A 22,240-nucleotide genomic window follows, 5' to 3' on the forward strand; every position below is an offset into this window, starting at 1 on the left:
ATGTCCTCCTTTACGGTTGTTCCGAACCCAGGAACGGTTCGAGTTCGGCAACCGCTTCGAAAAGATAGTAGTCGATCAGGCCGCAGAGCAGATGGCCGATGGCCGCGTGGGTCTCCTGGATGAGGGGCGTCCTGGTGTCCGGGACGATGAGGGCGTGGTGGCAGTGCAGCGCCATGTCCCCGCCGTCTCCCCCGCCCAGCCCCACGGTCACCAGGCCGTTCTCCATGCCCAGCCGCAGCGCCTCGTTGACGTTGGCGCTTCTGCCCGACGTGGAGATGCCGACCAGCACGTCGCCCGGCCTCCCCAGCGCGCGAACCTGCTTGCTGAAGATCTGGTCGAACGAATAGTCGTTGCCGATGGCCGTCAGGGCCGAGGTGTCCGTGGTCAGGGCGATGGCCGGCAGCGGCGGACGCTCCATCATGAAGCGGTTGACCAGTTCGGCCGCGAAATGCTGGGCGTCGGCCGCGCTGCCCCCGTTGCCGCAGAAAAGGATCTTGCCCCCGCCCGTGAGACACAGGGCCATGGCCCGGGCCGCGGCGGCGACCTGGGGGGCGTGAGCGGCGAAATACGCCGTGCGCAGCGCGGCTCCATCCTCCGCGTGGGTCGTGATGATCCGCAGCACCTTGTCGGTCATGGCCTGGCCCTCCCCTCATTGCTTGAACAGGACCATGGTTTGTAAGTTCCCACCTGCCCTTTGGCAAGGGTTTCTTCCCCCACCGCCTTCGGCGCATTATACAAATTTGCAAAATCAGAGCTGCGCGAACCGCGAAGCTTTGACAATTTCGGAATCCGAACCAGTGACACAATCAATCACTCGTAAACTCAGGCTTGGAGCGAATTAACGCAGCGCAACGGCTCCGAACTCCGTCGATAATTCTCCGCCTCCGCCTGACCGCAGAAGGCACGATGATTGCACAATCAAACCGCATCTAAGGGGCTTGAATCACGCGCTTCTTTGCGAAGCGCCGCGACTTCTTACAAAACAGGGCGCACTCCCCTCAAATACCTTTCTTTTTTTGGTTTTCTCATTTAGAAAACCGTCACTTTGTAACACTTACTCATGGAGGTTGTTTGTGAAGAAATTTGCTCGTGTTTTCCTGACCCTGGTATGCGTGCTGCTCTTTACTGCGGCCGCGGGGGCCGAGACCATCAAGCTTGGCTTCAACATCCCGATGACCGGCGACATTCCCAAAGTGGGTGAGATGGCAAAGCAGTCCGCCGAAATGCTCAAGGAGCAGGTCAACGCCAAGGGCGGCCTGGACGTCGGCGGCAAGAAGTACCAGCTCGAATTCGTCTACGTGGACAACGAGACCAAGCCCGAATCCGCCGTCAACGCGGCCCTCAAGCTGATCGAAGGCGAGAAGGTCCTGGCCATGGTCGGTCCCATGGGCTCCGGCCGCGCCGTCCCCGCGGGCGAAGTGGCCAACAACCTCAAGACCGTCATGCTCGCCCCCTGGTCCACCAACCCCAAGACCACCATGGACCGCCCCTACGTCTTCCGCGCCTGCTTCCTGGATGACTTCCAGGGCCCCGTGGCCGCCAAGTTCGCCACCAACCAGCTGAAGGCCAAGACCGCCGCCGTCCTCTTCGACGTGGCCCAGGACTACTCCAAGGGCCTGTCCGAATTCTTCAAGAAGAGCTTCGAGGAACTGCACGGCGCAGGCGCCGTCGTGGCCTACGAAACCTTCACCACCAAGGACGTGGACTTCTCGGCCCAGCTGACCAAGATCATCAAAACCAAGCCCGACGTCCTCTTCACCCCCCAGTACTACAACGAAGTGCCGCTCATCGTGCGCCAGGCCCGCGAACTGGGCTTCAAGGGCCCGATCCTCGGCTCCGACTCCTGGGGCTCCGCCGAGCTCATGGGCCTGTGCGGCGACGACTGCAAGGGCCAGTACTTCGTGACCCACTACGCCGCCGCCGGCGCCAAGGGCGCGACCAAGGAATTCATCGACAACTTCAACGCCAAGTACGGCCAGATCCCGGATGACGTCGGCGCCCTGACCTGGGACGCCACCAACATGGCCCTGGCCGCCATCCAGAAGATGGGCGCCCTGTCCGGCGACCTCGCCAAGGACCGCGACGGCCTGCGCGCCGCCCTGGCCTCCATGACCGGCTTCGAAGGCATCACCGGCACCATGAGCTACGACGGCAAGAGCGGCGATCCCTCCAAGTGCGCCGTCATCGTCAAGATCGACGACGCCGGCGAGTTCACGTTCCACGAGACCGTCTGCCCGTAACCCTGGCTGACTTCCGGAGGGCGGGCACCCGCCCTCCGGCCTTGTGACATTCCAACCGATTCCGGACCAGAACATGCTCGAAACTTTCATCCAACAGGGCATCAACGCCCTGCAGCTGGGCAGCTATTACTCCCTCATCGCCCTGGGGTACTGCCTGGTCTACGGCGTGCTCCTGCTTATCAACTTCGCCCACGGCGACATCTTCATGGTCGGCGCCTACATCGCCTTCTTCTGCGCCACGGCGCTCATGGGCAAGTACGGCGTCCTCGACGCCGGCATGTCCGGCTGGATCGTGCTGGCCCTGACCGTGCCCCTGACCATGCTCCTGACCTCGGGCGTGGGCGTCTTCATCGAGCGCGTGGCCTACCGGCCCCTGCGCCTGAAGGGCGCCAACCGCCTCTACGTGGTCATCACGGCCCTGATGATGGGCATCGTGCTGGAGTACGGCAACCTGGCCATGCTCGGCGCCACCCGCAAGTCCTTCCCGACCCTGGTGCCCCGCGCCATCTTCGAGATCGGCGGGGCCACGGTCACGAGCCTGAAACTGGCCGCCATCTTCACCAGCTTCGCGGTCTTCGGCCTGCTGCAGTGGATCGTGACGCGGACCAAGATCGGCATGGCCATGCGCGCGGTGTCCTTCGACAAGTTCGCGGTGCCGCTGATGGGCATACCGCTCGATATCGTCATCATCTTCACCTTTTTCCTGGGCTCCTCCATGGCCGGCCTGGCCGGGCTGCTCTACGCCATGAACTTCCCGGTCCTCGACCCGTTCATGGGCGCCCTGGTGGGCTGGAAGGCCTTCATCGCCGCCGTCGTCGGCGGCATCGGCGACATCCGCGGCGCCTTCATCGGCGGGTTCCTGCTGGCCTTCCTGGAGGTGGCCGTGGCCGCGACCTTCAGCTCCGAGCTGCGCGACCTGATCTCCTTCACCATCCTGCTGGGCATTCTCTCCTGGAAACCAACCGGGCTCTTCGGCAAGCCCAGAACCACGAAGATCTGAACCATGAGTCCACGCCTCACCACACCAGCGGCGCTCTGCGCCATGCTCCTGGGCCTCGTCGCCATGACGCAGACCGGCCTCCTCGGCCAGTACGCGCAGACCTTCCTGTGCACCATGGGCATCTACATGATCCTGGCCGCCAGCCTGAACCTGGTCAACGGCTACATGGGCGAATTCAGCTGCGGCCACGCCGGCTTCATGGCCGTGGGGGCCTACACGGCCTCCATCGTCGGCGTCATCCTCTTCGTCGGCGACGAGCACCTCGGCCCGGCGCTGTTGCCCATGAGCCTCGCCCCCCTGGCATTCCCCCTCATCCTGGCCACGGGTTTCGCGGCCGCGGCCCTGGTGGGCCTGCTGGTCGCCATCCCGTCCTTCAAGACGCGCGGCGACTACCTGGCCGTCATCACCCTGGCCGCGGGCTACATCGTCAAGAGCGCCCTGGAGAACATCGAGATCGTCGGTGGCCCCCGCGGCTTCATGGGCATGAAGAAGGTTGTGCTGTCCATCGAGGAGAGCTTCACCGTGCCCTGGATGCTCGTCTGGATCTTCATCGGCGTGGTGCTGACGATCTGGCTGCTGCGCCGCTTCGTCTACTCGACCTACGGCAAGGGCGTCATGGCCATCCACCAGGACGAGGTCGCGGCCGAGATCATGAGCGTCAACACCAACCACATGAAGCTCGTGGCCTTCATGCTCTCCTCGGGTCTGGCCGGGCTGGCGGGCGGCCTCTACGCCTATCTCATCGGCTTCGTGAACCCGGCCTCCTTCACCATCCTGCGCTCCACCGAGTGCCTGGTCATGGTCTACCTGGGCGGCATGGGCTCCCTGACGGGCTCCATCCTGGCGGCGGGCATCTTCACCATCCTGCTGGAGTTCCTGAAGCCCCTGGAGCAGCTCAAATGGGTGGCCATCCCCATGCTTCTCATCGTTCTCATGCAGTTCCGCCCCGAGGGCCTTATGGGCAATCGCGAGCTTTCGGACATCTTCCCCAAACTCAAGCGCTTCTACAGGTTCAAATGACATGGCCCTGCTCGAAATAACCGACCTGACCCAACGCTTCGGCGGTCTGCTGGCCGTCAACGAGTTCTCCGTCCGTCTGGAGGGCCGCGAGATGTGCGCCCTGATCGGACCCAACGGCGCCGGCAAGACGACAGTCTTCAACCTGGTCAGCGGCTTCTACCAGCCCACGTCCGGGTCCATCAAAATCGGCGGCGTCGACACGCGCGGCATGAAGCCGCACCAGGTCACGTCCCTGGGCGTGGCCCGGACCTTCCAGAACATCCGGCTGTGGAACGACATGACCGTGCTGGACAACATCAAGGTCTCCCAGCACTACCGCCTCGGCTACAGCCTCGTGGACTCCCTGCTGCGCACCCGGCGCTACGCCGACCGCGAGAAGGCCATCGACCACGAGGCCATGGAGCTCCTGGAGTTCATGGGCATGCGCGACCTGGCCGACGAGGTGCCGCCCAACCTGCCCTACGGCACCCAGCGCAAGGTCGAGATCGCCCGCGCCCTGTCCATCAAGCCCAAGCTCCTGCTCCTGGACGAACCGGCCGCGGGCCTGCCCTCCACCGACGTGGTGGAGCTGATCAGGCTGGTCGAGTGGATCCACAAGGAGTTCGACCTGGCCATCTGGATGATCGAACACCAGATGACCGTGGTCATGAGCCTGTGCCAGTGGATCAAGGTCATCGACTTCGGCGCGACCATCGCCGAGGGCACGCCGGAGGAAATCCGCAACAACCCGGAGGTCATCAAGGCCTACCTGGGAGATGAGAACATCTGATGCTTTCCGTCACCAATCTCAAAGTCAGATACGGCAACACCGAAGCCCTGCACGGCATCTCCTTCACCGTGGACAAGGGCGAGATCGTGACCCTCATCGGCGCCAACGGCGCCGGCAAGACCACCACCCTGCTGTCCATCGCCCGCCTGGGCCCGCCCGAGGGGCCGAAGATCGTCGAGGGCGACATCACCTACAAGGGCCAGAGCCTGCTTCCCGTTCCTCCGCACGAGATCGTCTCCAAGATGAACATGGCCCTGGCGCCCGAAGGCCGGCACATCTTCGGCAACCTGACCGTGGAGGAGAACCTGACCCTGGCCACCTACGCCCGCACGGACATGGGCAACGTGCGCCGCGACTACGAACGCGTCTACGAACTCTTCCCGCGCCTGGTGGAGCGCCGCAAGCAACGCAGCGAGTCCCTGTCCGGCGGCGAGCAGCAGATGCTGGCCGTGGGCCGGGCGCTGATGACCGGGGCCGACTTCATCATGCTCGACGAGCCGTCCATGGGCCTGGCGCCGCTTCTGATGTACGACATGTTCCGGGCCTTGAAGGAACTCAATTCCCAGGGCATGACGCTGCTGCTGATCGAGCAGAACGCGCGCATCGCGCTGCAGTTCGCCCACCGCGGCTACGTGCTCGACACGGGGGCCATCGTGGCCTCGGGCAACGCCCGGGAACTCATGGACAACCCCGACGTGAAGAAGGCATACTTGGGCGGTTGAGCCCGGCACCACCCTGTTTTCAAACGAAGCCCGGGCGCTCCGCTTGGGCTTCGTTTTTTGGCGGACCAGAACATGGATTACGACAACATCATCCTCATCGGCATGGCCGCGGCCGGCAAGTCCACCGTCGGCAGGAGACTGGCCAGGGAGCTGGGCTGGGCCTTCGTTGACACGGACCTGCTCCTGGAGGCCTGGTGGGGCGCCCCGCTGCAGGCCGTCAGCGACCACCTCGGCCGCGACGCCTTCGTGCAGGCCGAGGCCGAGCAGATCAGGCGCACCTTCCTCAAAAAATGCGTCATCGCCACGGGCGGCAGCGTGGTCTACAGCGCCCTGGCCATGCAGCACCTGGCGACCCTCGGGCGCATCGTGTACCTCGAATCGTCCTTCGAGGACATCGCCGGCCGGCTGACCAACCCCTGCTCCCGGGGGCTGGCCATCGCGCCCGGACAGACTATCCGGGACCTTTACGACGAGCGCGTCCCCCTGTATGCACGCTACGCCCAGGTGCGGGTGCGCACCGACGGCCAGGACCCCGACCAGACCTGTGCCGCCATCATCCAAGCCCTATCCGGAAACACCGAGAACCCGTCGTGACCAAGAAACTTCTGCCCGCCCAGGCCTTCCGCAAGCTGGCCGCCCTGTATGCCGACATGCAGGACGCCTATGTCCGGCACGCACAGACCCTGGGCCTGACCTGCGACAACTGTCCTGACAACTGCTGCACGAGCTACTTCCAGCACCACACGCGCATCGAGTGGGCCTTTCTCCTGCAGGGGCTGTCCGAACTGCCGCCCGAGCGCCGGGCCGAATACGAGAAGCGGGCCCGCGCGTACGTGCGCGAGGCCGGCGACGCCCTGGCCCGGGGGGAGCGGCCGCACATCATGTGCCCCCTGAACGACGACGGCCGCTGCGGCGTGTACATGCACCGTCTGATGATCTGCAGGCTGCACGGCGTGCCCAACCGCCTGCGCTACCCCAACGGGCGCAGCGTGGATTTCCCTGGCTGCTTCCGCAGCCAGGAGCTTTGCGCGTCGGCCGATTCCTTTCCCGTCCTGGACCGCACGGCCTTCTACACCCGGCTCATGGAGCTCGAGGTGCAGTTCGTGGGGCCGGCCAGAATCCGTTCCCTGCCGCGGGTTGATCTGACCCTGGCCGAAATGATAGTCCAAGGCACACCCAAATCGTGAAACCACGGAGACCGGCATGCATCCTCGCCTGAAGACGGCCCTCGTCCTGCTGACCCTGCTGGTGGCGTCCTGCGCGCACCTGAGCGTCGTTCACCTGGACAAGAAGCCCTGGACCCTGGGCCAGCAGGAAACCCTGGCCATGCGCTACTGGGAGTTCACCTACACCAGCCGCCTGGAGGACAACAGGCTGATCGTCACGGGCACAGCCAAACCCGTGGCCGATGCCATCCCGGTGTGGGCCACATGGATTCAGGACCTCTGGATGCAGATCTATCTTTCCGACGACAGCAGCCGGGTCCTGGCCAAGGACCTGCGCCTCTACCTCCCGACCGGGCTGGATCGCGACAAAGGCGTGCCCTTCGAATTCCACCTCACTCCCGAATCCCTCGGCTCATCGGGCCCCCTCTACATCTCCTTCGGCTATCGCATGGAATTGACTGCCGAAAAAAGCACCCAGGGAACCGCCAACAAGGCCGAGGTATTCTTCGCCAGCCAGGGCGCCCTGTTCCAGTAGGCGCCCCGAACCGGCCCAGACGACAGAACGCCCTCGGGAGCATGCTCCCGGGGGCGTTCTGTCATTTCCGTACCGGAAAACGGTCGGTCAGTTCATGGTGCCGCGCTCGCCCTGCATCTGGACCTGGAGGGACTGCGCCAGCTGTCTGGCCCTGTCGGACTCCTTCCACTCCCCGTAGGCGTGCATCCAATAATCGAAACCGTAGATCTTCTGCATGAGCTGCTCCTCATGCAGGTTGGCCCACGTATCGAAGAGATACATCTCAGTTGAAAACTCCTTGCTGTCCAGCACCCTGATCACGGTGTTGGCAGGGAATTTCTTGCCTTCCAGGTTGAGCTGGAGAAATTCGACCACGGACTGCTGCGACAATTCAGGGGAAAGGGGCCGGTCTTTCACCCGCTCCACGAGTTCCCAGTAATCCGCAAACTGGGCCTGCATCTGTTTCTGCTGCTCGTCGGTCAGCGCAATGAAAAGTTTTCCGTCCCGTTCTTCGATGAAATAATAACGGAGCCAGAACTCGAAATGGAAAACGTTAGCCGTGTCGATCAGAGCATCTTGAGGAATAGCCATTTTCTTCTCCCTGTACCTTGGTGATCATGAAAACATCTGTGAAAAATCAATTATGAGTACGGCAAAGCAGAGCAAGAATACGTATCGCGAGGATTGTTGACAAAAATATTTGTCGACTGTAATACTGCACATTACAAATACGCGATAGTTGGAGGTTTACATGGAAGATTATGTCAAGCAAGCCCTCGAAATCGTCAAAGCACAAGCCAGTGTGCGCAACATGACCGAGGAAGAGCTGACATCCATGGTTCGTTCGTTGACCGAAGGAATCAAGAATGTCGCTGAAGGAACGCAGCCCGAGCCGGTCAAGGCTCCTTCCGCCGATGACGCCAAGAAGGCCATCCGCGAAAAGAGCATCATCTGCATGGAATGCGAAAAATCCTTCAAGGTCCTGACCAAGCGCCACCTGGCGACCCACGGCCTCACTCCCGAGGAATACCGGGAGAAATGGGGCTACAAGAAGGGTACGTCCCTGGTGGCAAAGTCCCTGGCTCGTGACCGCCGCAAGAAGATGCAGGACATGAAACTCTGGGAGAAACGGGTCAAGAAGTAGACCACCGGAAGGGCGAAGCGAGTGCTTCGCCCTTTCTCATTCTCCCACCTCGAAGAACTGCGCCGTCTTCACCAGGCGCCCCTGCAGCAGGGAAAAGTCCGCATCCACGGCCTGCAGCACGAACACCGGGCTGACGTACAAGGCCTGCCAATCAAAATCAATGACATACCCGTCGTCGGTCCTCTCCACGGAGCTGACCATGGGCCGCACGTCGACCTCACCCGGTTCGCCCTTCTTGGTCAGCTTGGGTGCCTTCCATTCCTGCGCCGCCATGAACGGCGCAAGGCGTTGCGCGAACCGCTCGCCGTCTGCCGCCTGGCCGAAGGACAGGGTAAACCGCTCGCGGTTCGAGATGGGCGCCCGCCGCTGGCAGGGCAGCTCGTCCACGCGCGCGGCGCGCATGCCGTGAGGCAGTTCCGCGTTGAGGAGCGCCGGCAGCCCCTCGACATCCAGCCGCTCGCGCACGAAGAAGTCCATCCATTCGCACACGCTACCTACGCCCACGGGCAGGGCCCGGGCAAAGGACAGGAGCGGAATGGGGTGGAACCCGCCGCTGAAGGCCAGGGGCAGCCGCGCGCGCCGGAAGGCCCGTTCGAAGATGCGCTGCAGCTCCAACTGGCTCAGGTACATGGCCGGGCCGGTCTTGGTGTACCACAGCCGGAAGCGCTGCTCCTTGTGCTGCAGGTCCACGGACGGCGCCAGGGCCTCCTCGACCTCGCCGGACTCCTCCTGGTCGCGCGTGGCGCGGTTGATGACCGGCACGATGTCGTGGTCCGCGGCCTGGCCGGCCAACTCCGAGGGGCGGCCGTCCAGGGTGCAGACGCCGCAGGCCCGGCAGGAGTCGTAACGGCAGTCCGGCGTGATCGAGCCGTCCAGGGCACGGCGGCGCTCCGTCAGCAGGAATTTGCGGCTCACGCCCGAAGTCAGGTGATCCCAGGGCAGGGGCTGTTCCGGATCCCGCGCGGCGAGGTAGCTTTCGGCTTCCACGCCGGCCTCGGCAAAGGCTTCGAGCCAGGGCTCCAGGCGCAGGTGGTCGGTCCAACTGGTGAAGAGCGCGCCCTTGCGGTAGGCCCCCTCTACGGCCGGGGCCAGCCGTCTGTCGCCGCGGGAGAAGACGCCTTCGAGCCAGGTCATGTGCGAATGGTGCCACTTGAGCTTGAGCTTGCGGTAAGGCCTGAAGATGCCGCGCAGGTAGCCGAGGCGCTCCTCGATCTCGGCCATGGAGATCTGCCGCTCCCACTGGAAGGGCGTGTGCGGCTTGGGCACGAAGGGCGAGACCGCGGCCGTGATCTGCAGCCGCTTGGCGCCCCGGCCCGCGCTGGCCGCCACCTTGAGGCAGAGGTCCAGGATGCCGTCCAGGTCCTCGGCCGTCTCCGTGGGCAGGCCGATCATGAAATAGAGTTTGACCTGCTGCCAGCCCAGGCGGAAGGCCTTGCCGGTGTGGTCGAGGAGTTCCTCCTCGGTCACGCCCTTGTTGATGACGTCGCGCAGGCGCTGGGTGCCGGCTTCGGGGGCCAGGGTCATGCCCGTGTGGCGGATCTTGCCCATGAGGCGCATGAGGTCCTCGGAGACCGAACCCACGCGCAGGGACGGCAGGGAGATGGAGACCTGCTCCTGGCGGCAGTGGCTGTAGGAGGACAGGAACAGGGCCTCCAGGGCGCTGAAGTCGCCGGTGCTCAGCGACAAAAAGGACAGCTCCTCGCTGCCCGTATCGGCCAGGCCCCGGCCGATGATGGAGGCCAGGACGTCGACCTCGCGCTCGCGCACCGGGCGGTAGATCATGCCCGCTTGGCAGAAGCGGCAGCCGCGCGTGCAACCGCGCGCGATCTCCACGGAAAAGCGGTCGTGCACGGGCTTGCCGAAGGGCACGATCTGGCGGGTCGGGAAGGTCGTGCGGTTCATGTCCGCCACGACGCGTTTCTCCACGCGGGGCGCCCCGTTGTGAACAGGCCGCATGGCTCCGCTGCCGTCGTCCTCGAAATCGGACGGCACGTACACGCCGGGGAGCACCGACAGACGACGGATCAGCCCGGCCCGATCGACGCCCTCTTCCCTGGCCTGGGCCATGACCGCGAGCATCTCCGGCAGGATCTCCTCACCGTCGCCCAGGACCATGAGGTCCATGAACGCCGCGATGGGCTCTGCGTTGAAGGTGCAGCCGCCGCCGGCCACGACCAGGGGGTGCCCTGCGCCGCGTTCGGACGCGCGCAGCGGTATCCCTGAGAGGTCGAGCATGTAGAGGATGTTGGTGTAGCACAGCTCGTGGGTGATGCTGAACATGACGGCGTCCAGGCTGCCCAGGGGCGTGTCACTCTCCAGGGTGGCCAGGGGCGCGCCGTGCTTGCGCAGCACCGCGGCCACGTCCTCGGTGGGCGCGAAGACGCGTTCGGCGTAGAAGCGCTCGTCGGCGTTGACGATATCGTAGAGGATCTTCTGGCCGAGATAGGACATGCCGACCTCGTACAGGTCCGGAAAGGCAAGGGCCACGTGGGCACGGACCGTCGCCGGGTCCTTGTGCACGCTGTTGATCTCGGTGCCGAGATAGTGGCTGGGCCGCGAAAAGAGGGGAAGCAGAGCCTTCATGGGTCCTTGGAGGGCCGGGTGGGCAGAAAAAAAAGGTGGCGCGCCACGCGTGGCCGCTCCACCCTCTTTTCCATACCCCCGCCCCGGGGTTATTTTTTCAGGAACTTGCTGAAGTCGGACACGCCGCCGCCCATGCCGCCCAGGTTGCGCAGGCCGCCGGGAGCCGAAAGGGTCAGGTTGGTGGTCGCTTCGAGATACTTGGTCTTCAGCTCCTCGGGCACGGTCTTGTACTGGAAGATGACGTGCCGCTGGTCGATCTCGCCTTCAATGTTCTGGTCGAAGGGGTAGCCGAAAGGCAGCAGCAGCATCTGCACGCCGCCCTGCTGGGTGGGGATGGTCTGCAGGACGGCCGGGTCCTGGATGAGGCCCTTGTCCTGATCCCACTTGCCGAGCACCATGTCGCCGTTCACCAGCTTGACCAATCTGATATCGTACATTGTCACCTCGTCGAGTTTTTGGGGCCCGCAACCGCACGAAACGCGCGCTGGGCCAAAGATGAAATGATTAAGAGCTGCGCTGGGCACTGTCAAGGTCGCCCCCCCCTCCCGCCCTTCCCCCCCGGGATGCTTTGTGGTAGCCGGGGCCAACACTGCGAGGGGACGGACATGAACACACTCGACATCGTCTTTTGCGTCATTCTGGGCTTTCTGGGCCTGCGCGGCATCTTCCGCGGCCTGGTCAAGGAGGTGGCCTCCATCCTGGGCCTGATCCTGGGCTTTATCCTGGCCAACGTCTTCCACGGCGAACTCGCGCCCCTTCTCGAAAAGCCCCTGGGAGGCCCCGGCCTGGCCAATCTGGCCGCCTACCTCGGCATCTTCCTCGGCACCGTGGCCGTGGTCTTCCTAACGGCCGCTCTGATCCGCAAGATCCTGAAGCTCATCATGCTCGGCTGGCTGGACAGCATCGGCGGCGGCCTCCTGGGCTTCTTCAAGGGGGCGCTGCTGTGCAGCATCATCGTCCTGGCCCTGACGGCCTTCCTGCCGTCCAAGGCCACGATCCTGACGGAGTCGCAGCTGGTGCCGTACGTGAACATGTTCAACACCATGCTGGCCGAGACGCTCCCCAAGGACATGCGGGACCAGTTCCTGCTCAAGAGCCGCGAACTGCAGCTTGAATGGGAACGCAACGTCAAGGAAAAACTGAAGGATATCAAAGGAAACACAGGTGCAAAAACATAATTTCGACCGCATCGTCGAGGTCATCGACACCCTGACCGGACCAAACGGCTGTCCCTGGGACAAGGAACAGACCCCCCAGAGCATGTGCGACTACCTCGTGGAGGAGTGCTTCGAACTGGTGGAGGCCATCCGCCAGAACGACCCGGCCGAGATCGCCGAGGAACTGGGCGACGTCCTTTTCCTCCTGCTCTTCATCGGCCGCTACATGGACCGCGGGATACCGGATTTCCTGCAGACGGCCCTGGCGAACAACGTGGCCAAGATGATCCGCCGCCACCCCCACGTCTACGGCGAAAAGGCCGCCGACGTGGCCGAGGTCATCACCAACTGGGAGAAGATCAAGAAGCAGGAGAAGGCCGAGAAGGACAAGGACCCGGGCGTCTTCGCCTCCCTGCCTGCCAGCCTGCCGCCGCTTTTGCGCGCCTACCGCATCAACTCCAAGGCCGCCCGCGCCGGTTTCACCTGGCCCACGGACGCGGACCAGGAGGCCAAGCTGGCCGAGGAATGGCGGGAGCTTCAGGACGCCCTGGCCGTGGACGACGCCGCGGCCCGTGAGGAGGAGTTCGGCGACTACCTCTTTTCGCTGGTGGAGTACGGCCGCAGACGCGGCATCAAGGCCAATTCGGCCCTGGCCGTGGCCAACGCCAAGTTTCTGCGCCGCTTTGAGGCCATGGAAAAGCTGGCCGTCGAACGCGGCCTGGAATTGGACCGGATGAGTCTGGCAGAAATGGACAAGCTCTGGGACGAAATAAAGGCAGACCGCTGAGGATCGATTGTGGCAAGGCGTGAACCGATTTTGAAGGGCGAAGTGTAGCCGTCTCCATGAGCCCTTCAAAATCGGTGAGCAACGCAGTCCAGAATCGATCCTCAGCGGTCTCCTGACGGTTTCACGCCATCCTTCTCCAACCGGGACTTCGCGAATCCGGATGGGGCGATACTGATGACGGCACTGCGCCCGACCGCATCTCCGACATCCGCAACACCATCACGTCATTCCCGCGCAGGCGGGAATCCATGCCTTTCCAACCGGATATCGCAAACCCGAAGAGGATCCCCGCCTGCGCGGGGATGACTCCGCGGCGATGCGAAACGCAGGCAACGCGGCCCTCCGCCTGCTCGTCCGACCGCATCGCGCCACGACACAATCCCGGCCGACGGCCTCCTACAAACCCTTTTCCTTGATGTGCGCCACGAGCTTCTCCAGCACCCGGTCCACGTCGAGGGCGCTGGTGTCGACCATCACGGCATCGGGCGCGGGCTTCAGGGGCGCCACCACGCGGTTGCGGTCCTGGTCGTCGCGAATGCGGATCTGGGCGCGGATGCGCTCCAGGTCCTCCTCCATGCCCATGGACTTGAGCTGGGAGTAGCGGCGCTTGGCGCGCACGTCGATGGACGCGTCCAGGAAGAACTTGTGCCTGGCCTCGGGGAAGACCACGCTGCCCATGTCGCGCCCCTCGGCCACCAATGACGTCATGCGCCCGATGGCCTGCTGGTTGCGGCGCAGGAAGTCGCGCACCACGGGGATGCGGCCGAGGTGCGAGGCCCACAGCCCCACTTCCTCGCTGCGGATCTGAGGCGAAAGCGGGTAGCCGTTCAGCAGCAGCTCCGAATTCTTCCCCACCCCCTCCAGATCGAAATCCAGGCGATTGAGCTCCGGCACGAGCTGGTCCACGGGCCGCTCCCAGGCGCCTTCCCCGAAGGAAAAGGCCACGGAGCGGAACATGGCGCCCGTGTCCAGGTAGGCGATGCCCAGGAGATCGGCCAGCCGTGTGGCCAGCGTGGTCTTGCCGACCCCGGCCGGCCCGTCAAGAGTGACGATGGTTATCACGCAGCACCTCCGCTGTTTTGACCAGAAATTCACGGTTCTCGTCCTCGTTGCCGATGCTGACCCGAAGCTTCCCGGGCATGCCGTAGCTGGCCAGGGGCCGGATGATGACCCCGCGCCGCAGCAGCCCCTCGAACAGGGTCTTCGCGTCCATGGGCGGGTCGAACATCAGGAAGTTGGCCTGGGAGGGCCGGACAGTGCAGCCCATGGCCGTCAGCTCCCGCGTCAGCAGTTCCCTCCCCTCTCGCACCACGCGCAGGGTCTCGGACAGGAAGATATCGTCCTCCAGGGCCGCCAGCCCCGCCTGCTCGGCAAGGATGTTCACGCTGAAGGGCAGCTTGACCCGCAGCAGCAGGTCGGCCAGCCACTCGGGCATGACGCCGTACCCCAGGCGCAGCCCCGCCAAGCCGTACATCTTGGAGAAGGTGCGCAGGATGACGAGGTTCGGAATCTTGCCGAAGTGCGGCAGCATGGTGAACTCGTCCAGGGGCTCGGCGAAATCGACGTAGGCCTCGTCCACGACCAGCAGCGCCCGGGAGGGCAGCTTGGCCGCCAGGGCGACCAGCTCGTCGGCCCTGCAGGCGTATCCCGAAGGGTTGTCGGGGTTGGTCACGAAGACCAGGGCCGTGTTCTCGTCCGTCAGTGACACAAGCGCGTCGAAGGGAAAGGAAAAGTCGGCGCTCAAATCAGTCTGGCGGAACTCGAGGCCGCACAGCCGCGACTGCACGTCGTAGATGCTGAAGCACGGCCTGAAGGCGACGACGTTGTCGATGCCCGGCCTGGCCACCACGCGCAGCAGCAGGTCGATGATCTCGTCGGACCCGTTGCCGGCCACCACGCAGGACGCGGGCACGCCCAGATGCGCGCCCAGGGCCTCGCTCAAGGCCGGGGAGCCGGCCTGGGCGTAGCGGAAGGCCAGGGGGGAGGACGCGGCCAGGCGCGCCTGGACCACGGGCGACGTGCCCAGCGGGTTCTCGTTGCTGGCCATCTTGACGACCCGCGACAGCCCGTAGCGTTTCTTGATCTCGTCGATGCTCAGGCCCGGCGAATAGGGCTTGAAGCCCTCCATCTCCGGCCGCACAGGAACCTTGGTCATATATTCTCCTTGATGCGCCGCACGGGACATGCGGCGCGCAGTGTCACGTATCCTGCCATTCTTCAGTCCGTATCCGCGGCCATCACCGACCGTACGGCCGCGGCCACGAGCGGGAACTCCTCATCCATGAGGGTCCGCGGGTCGAGGCAGAAGCGCCCGTCCTCCACCCGGCCGATGACCGGGATGTCCGTGGCCAGGAGCCCCTGGCGCAGGGCCTCCACATCCATGGCGACGGGCGCGACCGTCACCAGACCGGTGGGCAGGTCCTGCTCCGGGAAGGAGCCGCCGCCCACTCGCGAAAATCCGGGTTTCACCCCCACCGTCGCCAGCCCGGCCAAGTCCTTGGAGAGCCTGCGTCGCAGGCGCCGGGCCCGTCCGAGCAGTTCGTCCCGCCCGGCCGTGATCATGGCCAGGGTCGGCACCTTGCGCCGGGCCAGTTCCGGGTCGAGGTAGAGGCGAAGGGTCGCCTCCAGGGCGGCCAGGGTCATCTTGTCGATGCGCAGCGCGCGGTTGAGCTGGTTCTTCTTGATGCGGTCGATGAACTCCTTGCAGCCGACGATGATGCCGGCCTGGGGACCGCCCAGGAGCTTGTCGCCGCTGAAGGAGACCACGTCCACCCCGCTCTTCAACACCTGCTGCACCGTGGGCTCGGGCATGAAGCCGTAGGGCGAGAAATCAAAGAGGTTGCCGCTGCCCAGGTCCTCGAAGACCGGCAGGCCGCGCTCACGGCCCAGGGCCACCAGATCGGCCGCGTCCACTTCCTTGTGGAAACCGATGATGCGGTAGTTGGAGGTGTGGACCTTCATGAGCATGGCGGTTTCGGCGCCGATGGCCTCATCGTAGTCGCGCAGGTGGGTGCGGTTGGTGGCCCCGACCTCGCGCAGCACGGCCCCGCTCTTCTTCATGACCTCTGGGATGCGGAAGGAACCGCCGATCTCCACGAGCTGCCCGCGCGAGACCACGACCTCGCGGCCCTTGGCCAGGGTGTCGAGGACCAGGAGCACGGCCGCGGCATTGTTGTTGACCACAAGCCCCGCCTCAGCCCCGGTCAGGCGGCAGAGCAGCTTTTCGACGTGGGAATAGCGGCTGCCGCGCTGCCCCGTCTCCAGGGCCAGCTCCAGGTTGGAATAGTGCCGGCAGCCCAGGGTCACGGCCTGCACGGCCTCGTCGGCCAGGATGGAGCGCCCGAGGTTGGTGTGGATGACCACGCCCGTGGCGTTGAGAACGCGCCGAAAATGCGGACGCGAGGCGAAACGCGCGTAGGCGCGGGCCCTGGAGCACAGGGCGGGCAGCGCCAGGTCGGATTCGGCGGTAATGGCGCCGGAGCGGATCTCCTCGCGGCAGAGGTCCAGAAATTCGCCCACGAGATCCTTGAGCAGCGGACGCGGCAGGCCGGCAAGGCTTTGGTCCTGCTCAAGTTCATTCAGAAAGCGGTCCACCGAGGGGATGTGCCGAAAGAGTGATGACACCGGGGTCTCCTTAGGAGTCCGCCCCAAAACGGCGATCGGCTGCGTCAGCGAAAAAAGGCAGTACGCGCAGTGTATTGCGCATACGTAAGCGGTCTGGCTTTTTTCGCTTCCTTGCATCTCACCATTTTTGAACGGCCTGAAAACTTCGAATTATTCAGCCAGCTAGGGTTCAAGATGTTCCGGATGAAGCTCGTAGTACGCGCCGACAAGGAAGAGGGAACCGCAGACGAGGGTCTTCGCCTCCTCCTGCACGGCCGCGCCCAGGTCCGGCGCGACCCGCGCCCGAGGCCCGAGGAGCGCGGCCAGGTCTTCGGGATCGCTGGCTCGCTCCAGGGCGAGCTTCGGGACGACGATCTCGTCCGCGAGGCCCCGCAGCCTGGCGAGAATGGCCGGTTCCAGGGTCTTGTCGCGCATGGCCTGGAACACGAGGCGCTCGAAGCGCTCCCCCGCAGCTTCCAGGGCGTCGCACAGGGCGGCCAGGCCCATGGGGTTGTGGGCGCCGTCCACGAGGATGTTGCCGTGACGACGGAATCGCCCGGAAAAACGCGTCCTGCCAAGGAGTTGTGTACACAGACCCGCGTCAAATTGCCAGCCTCCGCTGCGCGCCAGCCGGCTCCAGGCCAGCAGGGCCAAGGCGGCGTTGCCGAGCTGGTACGGCGGGTGGCCGGGCAGCAGGTCCGGGGTCAACAGGACAGGCCCGGATTCCGTGGGGATGCGGAACCCGCCTTCGACGCGGCAATCGTCCAGGCACAGAAAATCCCGCCCCGCTCCCGCCGCACGGTAGATGTCCATGACCTCAGGCTCCTGCGGACCCGTCACCGCCGGGCAGTGCCCCAGGGCGCCGGCCTTGTCGCGGGCGATGTCGGCCTGGGTCGGACCAAGGACATGCTCATGGTCCATGCCCACCGGCGTCATGACGGCCAGATCGGCGGCCACGGCGCAGGTCGCGTCATGGGTGCCGCCGAGCCCGGCCTCCAGCACGACCAAGTCGAGCCCCTCGCGGCAGAAAATGCACAGGGCCATGACCGTCAGCAGCTCGAAATAGGTCAGCCCGACATCCGCACAGGCATCCATGACCGCATTTGCCTCCTGCAGCCAGCGCTCCTCGGACAGCATGTGCCCCCGGACGCGGATGCGCTCGCGCACCCCGACCAGATGCGGGGAGATGTACAGCCCCGTCGACAGCCCGTGCCCGCGCGCCAGGGCTTCCAGAAACCCGGACGTGGACCCCTTGCCGTTGGTCCCGACCACATGGGCGACCAGCCGCCCGGGCCGCCCAAGGCCGAGCCGCCCGAGAGCCTCGTGCATGCGCGACAGGCCCAGTTGCATGGAAAAAAGCCCCAGCCCGTCGAGATACTCCTCGAACCCGGCAAAAGAAACGAACTTCATGACCGCTCACAGGCTCCAACAGTGAAAAACACGCTCCGGCGGCCCGCAGCCCGCCGCCACTCTCCGCCCGGGCAGCTTTCATAAAAGGTTCCCCACCCGGCGGCAACTGAAATCCCGCAAGCCTCCGCTTGACTTTCAGAGCCGCAATCAATACCCAGTTTTCCTCTCACGCGCGCCAGTAGCTCAGGCGGATAGAGCAATTGCCTTCTAAGCAATCGGTCGGGGGTTCGAGTCCTCCCTGGCGCGCCACAAGAAAACAAGGGGTTGGATGTTAAAATCCAGCCCCTTTCGTTTATGCAAAAACTCCTAACCCAGCATTATTCTGTAAGCGCGCAGCGTTTGGCGCAGATTTGCGCGCTATTCGACACAACCCACAGTTACAGATCCCAAGAAGCCTGTGCCCGCCGATCATTCCCCCGCACAGCGAAATCAATCACCAGATCGCTGCCCGTGGCCTTGGCGTAGCGTCTGAGGATATCCAGGCTGATATTGGAGCCACTTTCGATCTTGGCCACGCGCGGCTGACTGATACCCATACGCCGAGCAACGTCGGCCTGGCTCATGCCCGCCCGCTTCCTGGCCAGGATCATTTTTTTGATGAACGCGAATTCCTGTTCCAGCGCGTCATATTCCCGCGCATATTCCGGGTCATCCTGCACCATCTGTGCATGTACGGTCTTGGCGTCGATCATAATTCATTTTCTCCACATCGTTTCAGGGCCAGCCGGATTTCATTCAGCGGCGTCTTCTGCGTTTTCTTGATGAAAAATCGGACAACAACCACGCGCCGACTCGTCACCGTCACATAAAGGCCTCTGGCAATCCCGTCCCGGCCCTTGGCCCTCATCTCCCATATCCGACCCTGGACATGCCGCGCATGAGGCATGCACAGCGCGTCTTGTCCAATGTCCGACACCAGCCCAAAAATTCGCTGGAACCGGGCTCGGATCTCGACGGGAAGATTTTTGAACTCCCCAAGGGCCTCATCCAAAAATTCGACCTTCCATGGATCCATGTATAACTCTAGAGTTATTATCTGTCCAGTGACGCCGTAATATCACTTTCACCTCTGTTGATGTAGAGGAAGTCAATTTCCAAAGTTGTTATTGCCTATCCGGCAATCCCAACAAGGACAAAACGGGTGAGCAGTAAGAAAGCCCGAAAAGGGTCCCGAACGGCCCGTGCCGAGCGGCTGTCATGCACGAGGCGCCGACCTTACCACGACACGTCCCATCGCGAGTCCAGACGGCCCGCGCTCCCGGATCACCGTATCATTTCCGCAGGGTTGCCCTGGCGCAGGAATTCCCGAAATTCATCGGATATCCTTCCATCCTGGGCAACGCTGCCCCAGAAACCGGCCCCCATTCGCCGGACTGCGCCGTATGTTTCGTCATCGATGACGAGCCGCTGCGGATGACGCGGCCCAAAGGCATATGGCGGAGCTTCCCCGCCGCTTCGCGGGGCGAAGCCCATGGAGCACATGTCGTACACGGGCAACAGCCTGAACACGTCCCCATCCATGGCCAGACTCAGATTTCCCAAGTGCATGTCCGTGTTGTGAATGAGTTTCCCGAAACACCATAACGACTCGGCAGCAACCACATGCTCCGGGGCGATCAGCCCTCTTCCGGCCAGCGCCTTGAGCGCGCGCGGCCAGCTTGAGCCTGACCCGACGAACTCTGCATCGACGGCCGCAAGGGAGATCATCGACATCCGGCCGTATTCTCCGGCCCGGTCAAACCGTCGCGACTCCAAAAACAGCCGTCCGCCCGTCTCGAGCAATCTCGTTTCCGCAACCTGAAAACCGTGCTCACGCAATGTCACAGCGGCATGATATTCCGTAATGAGCACGTCACGCCACCGTCTCGACATCTCGCTGTTGCCGGGCGGCGAAAACTTGACGATGACATGCGACATGCTCTTTCCGCTGAACGCGGTAAATTTCGGCTGCTCCCCTCCGGCCGATGAACCCGGCACCTCTCCTTCCATGACCCTGTCCGCCAGGCGAGGATACTCAGCGTCTTCGACGGCGTCAGGCCTGCGGCGCACGCGAAGCAGCGCCTGCTCCCCGAACGTGAAGTTGCCGGGGAGATCGTCCCCATTGGATATCAGAAATCTTCCTATATGATGTGTCGTCCACCATTTTGGATCATCCGGGAATTCCGGGAAACGAGCGCTCATCGCCCTGGCGATCTGCCTCCCGACAAATCCCTGGGGCCCCATGTCCTGCAGAAAATACGGAAGATCATCATACGACCCGTCGCCCCTGTCACCCAACAGCAGCGAAGACATCCCCGGCATCGGCTCGACATGGAAACCTCCCGTGACCAAGGGACGGACATGAGCGACGACGACGGCGTCGCCACGCGCATCGACCACGGCCAAAGGCAGCCGGTCCCCTCCACCGAAGGCGTTTCGCGTCAGGACATATCTCGGAGTCCTGCCGCGCCTGATTGTCACGACGCGAGGCCTCATCTTCCTCAGTTGCCGCGACACGGCAGCCTGCGACAACCCTGTCGCGTCCTGGATCTCCCTGGACGTGGCCGGGCCGTGCTCGAGAAATTCCGCTAGCGACAGCGCCATAGCCTCACCTTCTGACTCGGATTCGAATTAGATTTGCCTAGAATAATGCATAGTATTTTTATAAAAATATAATTATTAATCAAATATATATAGTGAAAATTAAATAAAATATTGACTAGACTTTTTTGTAAAATAAAACCTGCCATGTTCCCTGTCAACCAAGGCAAGAAACCCGGTCATAGCCCTGTCGCCTCGCGTCACATCGAAGCCCGGACGGCCTGTGCTCGACAGTGCACCTGTGTGTGGGCTACCTGTAGGTTTTCAATGGCCGGGAAAGGTGCCCGTCCCCTCCAGGGGGAGCTGAACACGGACGGGACAACGAATGGGCCAGCCCGCGCCGCACTCGGGACGCGGCATGGCCCCGCACAGCCTTCACCCTCGCCCGCGCCGCAACATGGCCGCGGGTTTCCTTCCCGGCAGACCTCCGCCCTGGCGGGCTCCATGCCCAAGACCCAGACCACGGGCGATCCGGAGAGCAGGAATGTTCGGTTCAAACACATCGACGCAGGCAACGAAGCGCACCCGATTCGATTTCACCTACTCCGTCCGCTGGAATCTGCTACTGATCACCACCGGCGCCATCCTCTACTCCTTCGCCATGAAGGCCGTGGCCCTGCCCCAGCAGTTCATACCCGGCGGGTTCTTCGGCGTGGGCTCAATCATCTACTATACCACGGGCTGGCTCTCGCCGGGCATATTCTTCTTCCTGCTGAACCTGCCCGCCTTTGTCCTGGGCTGGACCAAGCTGAGCCCGCGCTTCGTTCTCTACAGCCTCTACGCCATGATGGCGACGTCCGTTTGCTACGAGCTGATCGACGCCACCCTGGACATCCGCGAACAGCTCCACGCGGCCGTGGCCTGCGGCGTGCTCAACGGCCTCGGGGGCGGGCTCATCCTGCGCTCCCTGGGCTCGGGCGGCGGCCTCGACATCATCGCGGTCTGGCTCTTCCAGAACTTCAACATCGGCGTCGGCAAGGTCTATTTCGCCTTCAACGCGGCCCTCTATCTCTTCTGCCTGGCCATCATGCCCATCGACCAGGTCATCGTTTCCCTGATCATGGTCTTCATTTCGTCGGTCATGGTCGAGCAGACCCTGTCCCTGTTCTCCCAGCGCAAGGTCGTATTCATCGTTTCCGACCATTCCGAGGACATCGCCCAGACCATCCTGGACTCCATGAAGCAAAGCGCCACCTTCCTGCGGGGCATGGGCGCCTTCAGCAAGCGCGAGAAAAACGTCCTCATGACGGTTATCAACAACATCCAACTGAAAAAGCTCGAAGAAATCACCTTCACCCACGATCCCCAGGCCCTGTTCATCGTCGAAAACACCTTCACCGTGCTGGGATCGAGCTTCTCCAAACGCAAGATCTACTGAATCTGCCGGGCCGACAGCCGCGGGCCTTGCGCCGGCAGCGAGGCAAAACACCTCCGGTATTGCGGCAATCCGCATGTCTCGCGGACACAGTAAACTTATGTTTACCTATAGCCTTGATTTCGAAGCATATTTACATTCTTTGCTGTTTATGGGAATTTTTATTCCCC

23 protein-coding genes and 1 tRNA gene are annotated in these 22,240 nt (G+C 63.4%); 13 read left to right on the plus strand and 11 right to left on the minus strand.

What is annotated here, in order from left to right; all coding sequences use genetic code 11:
- Window positions 1–10 precede the first annotated feature (10 nt).
- Window positions 11–634, minus strand: a complete 624-nt coding sequence (locus tag ACYQ3G_RS00360; RefSeq protein ID WP_459821293.1) for a D-sedoheptulose 7-phosphate isomerase — start codon at window positions 632–634, stop codon at window positions 11–13.
- A 439-nt stretch (window positions 635–1,073) separates the two neighbouring features.
- Between ACYQ3G_RS00360 and ACYQ3G_RS00365 the strand changes: the two genes are divergently transcribed.
- The 8 genes from ACYQ3G_RS00365 to ACYQ3G_RS00400 all read left to right on the plus strand — a co-directional run bounded on the left by ACYQ3G_RS00365 (window position 1,074) and on the right by ACYQ3G_RS00400 (window position 7,452).
- Window positions 1,074–2,240 carry an ABC transporter substrate-binding protein gene (locus ACYQ3G_RS00365; RefSeq protein ID WP_459821295.1) on the plus strand — a complete coding sequence of 389 codons (1,167 nt, stop codon included), beginning with the start codon at window positions 1,074–1,076 and terminating at the stop codon, window positions 2,238–2,240.
- Window positions 2,241–2,313: 73 nt separating this feature from the next.
- A complete protein-coding gene (locus tag ACYQ3G_RS00370) occupies window positions 2,314–3,240 on the plus strand; it encodes a branched-chain amino acid ABC transporter permease (RefSeq protein ID WP_028578656.1) in 927 nt (308 codons plus the stop codon).
- Between the two features lie 3 nt (window positions 3,241–3,243).
- Entirely contained in the window at window positions 3,244–4,260 is a 1,017-nt protein-coding gene (locus ACYQ3G_RS00375) for a branched-chain amino acid ABC transporter permease (RefSeq protein WP_028578657.1), read from the plus strand.
- Between the two features lies 1 nt (window position 4,261).
- Complete coding sequence (locus ACYQ3G_RS00380; RefSeq protein ID WP_459821297.1) at window positions 4,262–5,029, plus strand: ABC transporter ATP-binding protein; 768 nt, start codon at window positions 4,262–4,264, stop codon at window positions 5,027–5,029.
- Window positions 5,026–5,751 carry an ABC transporter ATP-binding protein gene (locus tag ACYQ3G_RS00385; RefSeq protein WP_028578659.1) on the plus strand — a complete coding sequence of 242 codons (726 nt, stop codon included), beginning with the start codon at window positions 5,026–5,028 and terminating at the stop codon, window positions 5,749–5,751. Before ACYQ3G_RS00380 ends, ACYQ3G_RS00385 begins: the two co-directional genes overlap by 4 nt.
- A gap of 72 nt (window positions 5,752–5,823) precedes the next feature.
- Complete coding sequence (gene thrB / locus ACYQ3G_RS00390) at window positions 5,824–6,345, plus strand: homoserine kinase (RefSeq protein ID WP_459821299.1); 522 nt, start codon at window positions 5,824–5,826, stop codon at window positions 6,343–6,345.
- On the plus strand, window positions 6,342–6,938 hold the full coding sequence (locus ACYQ3G_RS00395) for a hypothetical protein (protein WP_459821301.1): 597 nt from the start codon (window positions 6,342–6,344) through the stop codon (window positions 6,936–6,938). Before thrB ends, ACYQ3G_RS00395 begins: the two co-directional genes overlap by 4 nt.
- A 16-nt stretch (window positions 6,939–6,954) precedes the next feature.
- Window positions 6,955–7,452 (plus strand): hypothetical protein, encoded by a 498-nt coding sequence (locus ACYQ3G_RS00400; RefSeq protein WP_459821303.1) that lies wholly within the window; start codon window positions 6,955–6,957, stop codon window positions 7,450–7,452.
- An 87-nt stretch (window positions 7,453–7,539) separates the two neighbouring features.
- Here the strand turns inward: ACYQ3G_RS00400 and ACYQ3G_RS00405 are convergent, their stop codons facing one another.
- Window positions 7,540–8,022, minus strand: coding sequence for a hypothetical protein (locus ACYQ3G_RS00405; RefSeq protein ID WP_028578662.1), 483 nt, complete (start codon window positions 8,020–8,022; stop codon window positions 7,540–7,542).
- A 160-nt stretch (window positions 8,023–8,182) separates the two neighbouring features.
- On the opposite strand from ACYQ3G_RS00405, the gene ACYQ3G_RS00410 reads away from it, so the two are divergent.
- Window positions 8,183–8,575: a Ros/MucR family transcriptional regulator gene (locus tag ACYQ3G_RS00410; RefSeq protein WP_028578663.1), complete on the plus strand. Its 393-nt coding sequence runs from the start codon at window positions 8,183–8,185 to the stop codon at window positions 8,573–8,575.
- A 36-nt stretch (window positions 8,576–8,611) separates the two neighbouring features.
- On the opposite strand, the gene ACYQ3G_RS00415 is transcribed toward ACYQ3G_RS00410, so the two are convergent.
- Together ACYQ3G_RS00415 and ACYQ3G_RS00420 are read right to left on the minus strand one after the other, a co-directional pair.
- Complete coding sequence (locus ACYQ3G_RS00415; protein ID WP_459821306.1) at window positions 8,612–11,158, minus strand: TIGR03960 family B12-binding radical SAM protein; 2,547 nt, start codon at window positions 11,156–11,158, stop codon at window positions 8,612–8,614.
- 89 nt (window positions 11,159–11,247) lie between these two features.
- Entirely contained in the window at window positions 11,248–11,595 is a 348-nt protein-coding gene (locus tag ACYQ3G_RS00420) for a hypothetical protein (protein WP_459821308.1), read from the minus strand.
- A 168-nt stretch (window positions 11,596–11,763) separates the two neighbouring features.
- Here ACYQ3G_RS00420 and ACYQ3G_RS00425 point away from each other — a divergent pair, with 168 nt between their 5' ends.
- Both ACYQ3G_RS00425 and mazG read left to right on the plus strand, forming a co-directional pair.
- Complete coding sequence (locus tag ACYQ3G_RS00425; RefSeq protein ID WP_459821310.1) at window positions 11,764–12,336, plus strand: CvpA family protein; 573 nt, start codon at window positions 11,764–11,766, stop codon at window positions 12,334–12,336.
- On the plus strand, window positions 12,323–13,102 hold the full coding sequence (mazG, locus tag ACYQ3G_RS00430; protein ID WP_459821312.1) for a nucleoside triphosphate pyrophosphohydrolase: 780 nt from the start codon (window positions 12,323–12,325) through the stop codon (window positions 13,100–13,102). Before ACYQ3G_RS00425 ends, mazG begins: the two co-directional genes overlap by 14 nt.
- A gap of 396 nt (window positions 13,103–13,498) precedes the next feature.
- On the opposite strand, the gene cmk is transcribed toward mazG, so the two are convergent.
- The 4 genes from cmk to ACYQ3G_RS00450 all read right to left on the minus strand — a co-directional run bounded on the left by cmk (window position 13,499) and on the right by ACYQ3G_RS00450 (window position 18,115).
- Window positions 13,499–14,164: a (d)CMP kinase gene (cmk, locus tag ACYQ3G_RS00435; protein WP_459821314.1), complete on the minus strand. Its 666-nt coding sequence runs from the start codon at window positions 14,162–14,164 to the stop codon at window positions 13,499–13,501.
- On the minus strand, window positions 14,142–15,257 hold the full coding sequence (hisC, locus tag ACYQ3G_RS00440; protein WP_459821316.1) for a histidinol-phosphate transaminase: 1,116 nt from the start codon (window positions 15,255–15,257) through the stop codon (window positions 14,142–14,144). Before hisC ends, cmk begins: the two co-directional genes overlap by 23 nt.
- Before the next feature lie 62 nt (window positions 15,258–15,319).
- Window positions 15,320–16,726, minus strand: a complete 1,407-nt coding sequence (selA, locus tag ACYQ3G_RS00445; RefSeq protein ID WP_459821318.1) for an L-seryl-tRNA(Sec) selenium transferase — start codon at window positions 16,724–16,726, stop codon at window positions 15,320–15,322.
- Between the two features lie 162 nt (window positions 16,727–16,888).
- Entirely contained in the window at window positions 16,889–18,115 is a 1,227-nt protein-coding gene (locus ACYQ3G_RS00450; protein ID WP_459821320.1) for a bifunctional folylpolyglutamate synthase/dihydrofolate synthase, read from the minus strand.
- A 172-nt stretch (window positions 18,116–18,287) separates the two neighbouring features.
- Between ACYQ3G_RS00450 and ACYQ3G_RS00455 the strand changes: the two genes are divergently transcribed.
- A tRNA-Arg gene (locus ACYQ3G_RS00455) sits at window positions 18,288–18,364 on the plus strand.
- A gap of 128 nt (window positions 18,365–18,492) precedes the next feature.
- On the opposite strand, the gene ACYQ3G_RS00460 is transcribed toward ACYQ3G_RS00455, so the two are convergent.
- The 3 genes from ACYQ3G_RS00460 to yjjJ all read right to left on the minus strand — a co-directional run bounded on the left by ACYQ3G_RS00460 (window position 18,493) and on the right by yjjJ (window position 20,698).
- Entirely contained in the window at window positions 18,493–18,807 is a 315-nt protein-coding gene (locus ACYQ3G_RS00460; RefSeq protein WP_459821322.1) for a helix-turn-helix domain-containing protein, read from the minus strand.
- Window positions 18,804–19,130, minus strand: coding sequence for a type II toxin-antitoxin system RelE/ParE family toxin (locus ACYQ3G_RS00465; RefSeq protein WP_459821324.1), 327 nt, complete (start codon window positions 19,128–19,130; stop codon window positions 18,804–18,806). The genes ACYQ3G_RS00460 and ACYQ3G_RS00465 overlap by 4 nt, the downstream gene beginning before the upstream one ends.
- A 248-nt stretch (window positions 19,131–19,378) precedes the next feature.
- Window positions 19,379–20,698 (minus strand): type II toxin-antitoxin system HipA family toxin YjjJ, encoded by a 1,320-nt coding sequence (gene yjjJ / locus ACYQ3G_RS00470; protein ID WP_459821326.1) that lies wholly within the window; start codon window positions 20,696–20,698, stop codon window positions 19,379–19,381.
- Window positions 20,699–21,179: 481 nt separating this feature from the next.
- Here yjjJ and ACYQ3G_RS00475 point away from each other — a divergent pair, with 481 nt between their 5' ends.
- Window positions 21,180–22,073, plus strand: coding sequence for a YitT family protein (locus ACYQ3G_RS00475; protein WP_459821328.1), 894 nt, complete (start codon window positions 21,180–21,182; stop codon window positions 22,071–22,073).
- Window positions 22,074–22,240: the final 167 nt, after the last annotated feature.

This window comes from Desulfomicrobium salsuginis (assembly GCF_054657795.1).

Bases quoted from the DNA above. Each gene is read 5' to 3' on its own strand.
- ACYQ3G_RS00475 (WP_459821328.1), top strand. From the start codon at position 21,180: ATGTTCGGTTCAAACACATCGACGCAGGCAACGAAGCGCACCCGATTC.
- thrB (WP_459821299.1), top strand. From the start codon at position 5,824: ATGGATTACGACAACATCATCCTCATCGGCATGGCCGCGGCCGGCAAG.
- ACYQ3G_RS00460 (WP_459821322.1), bottom strand. From the start codon at position 18,807: ATGATCGACGCCAAGACCGTACATGCACAGATGGTGCAGGATGACCCG.
- ACYQ3G_RS00465 (WP_459821324.1), bottom strand. From the start codon at position 19,130: ATGGATCCATGGAAGGTCGAATTTTTGGATGAGGCCCTTGGGGAGTTC.
- ACYQ3G_RS00450 (WP_459821320.1), bottom strand. From the start codon at position 18,115: ATGAAGTTCGTTTCTTTTGCCGGGTTCGAGGAGTATCTCGACGGGCTG.
- ACYQ3G_RS00415 (WP_459821306.1), bottom strand. From the start codon at position 11,158: ATGAAGGCTCTGCTTCCCCTCTTTTCGCGGCCCAGCCACTATCTCGGC.
- ACYQ3G_RS00405 (WP_028578662.1), bottom strand. From the start codon at position 8,022: ATGGCTATTCCTCAAGATGCTCTGATCGACACGGCTAACGTTTTCCAT.
- ACYQ3G_RS00400 (WP_459821303.1), top strand. From the start codon at position 6,955: ATGCATCCTCGCCTGAAGACGGCCCTCGTCCTGCTGACCCTGCTGGTG.
- hisC (WP_459821316.1), bottom strand. From the start codon at position 15,257: ATGACCAAGGTTCCTGTGCGGCCGGAGATGGAGGGCTTCAAGCCCTAT.
- ACYQ3G_RS00410 (WP_028578663.1), top strand. From the start codon at position 8,183: ATGGAAGATTATGTCAAGCAAGCCCTCGAAATCGTCAAAGCACAAGCC.
- ACYQ3G_RS00375 (WP_028578657.1), top strand. From the start codon at position 3,244: ATGAGTCCACGCCTCACCACACCAGCGGCGCTCTGCGCCATGCTCCTG.
- ACYQ3G_RS00370 (WP_028578656.1), top strand. From the start codon at position 2,314: ATGCTCGAAACTTTCATCCAACAGGGCATCAACGCCCTGCAGCTGGGC.
- ACYQ3G_RS00425 (WP_459821310.1), top strand. From the start codon at position 11,764: ATGAACACACTCGACATCGTCTTTTGCGTCATTCTGGGCTTTCTGGGC.
- ACYQ3G_RS00360 (WP_459821293.1), bottom strand. From the start codon at position 634: ATGACCGACAAGGTGCTGCGGATCATCACGACCCACGCGGAGGATGGA.
- ACYQ3G_RS00380 (WP_459821297.1), top strand. From the start codon at position 4,262: ATGGCCCTGCTCGAAATAACCGACCTGACCCAACGCTTCGGCGGTCTG.
- yjjJ (WP_459821326.1), bottom strand. From the start codon at position 20,698: ATGGCGCTGTCGCTAGCGGAATTTCTCGAGCACGGCCCGGCCACGTCC.
- ACYQ3G_RS00420 (WP_459821308.1), bottom strand. From the start codon at position 11,595: ATGTACGATATCAGATTGGTCAAGCTGGTGAACGGCGACATGGTGCTC.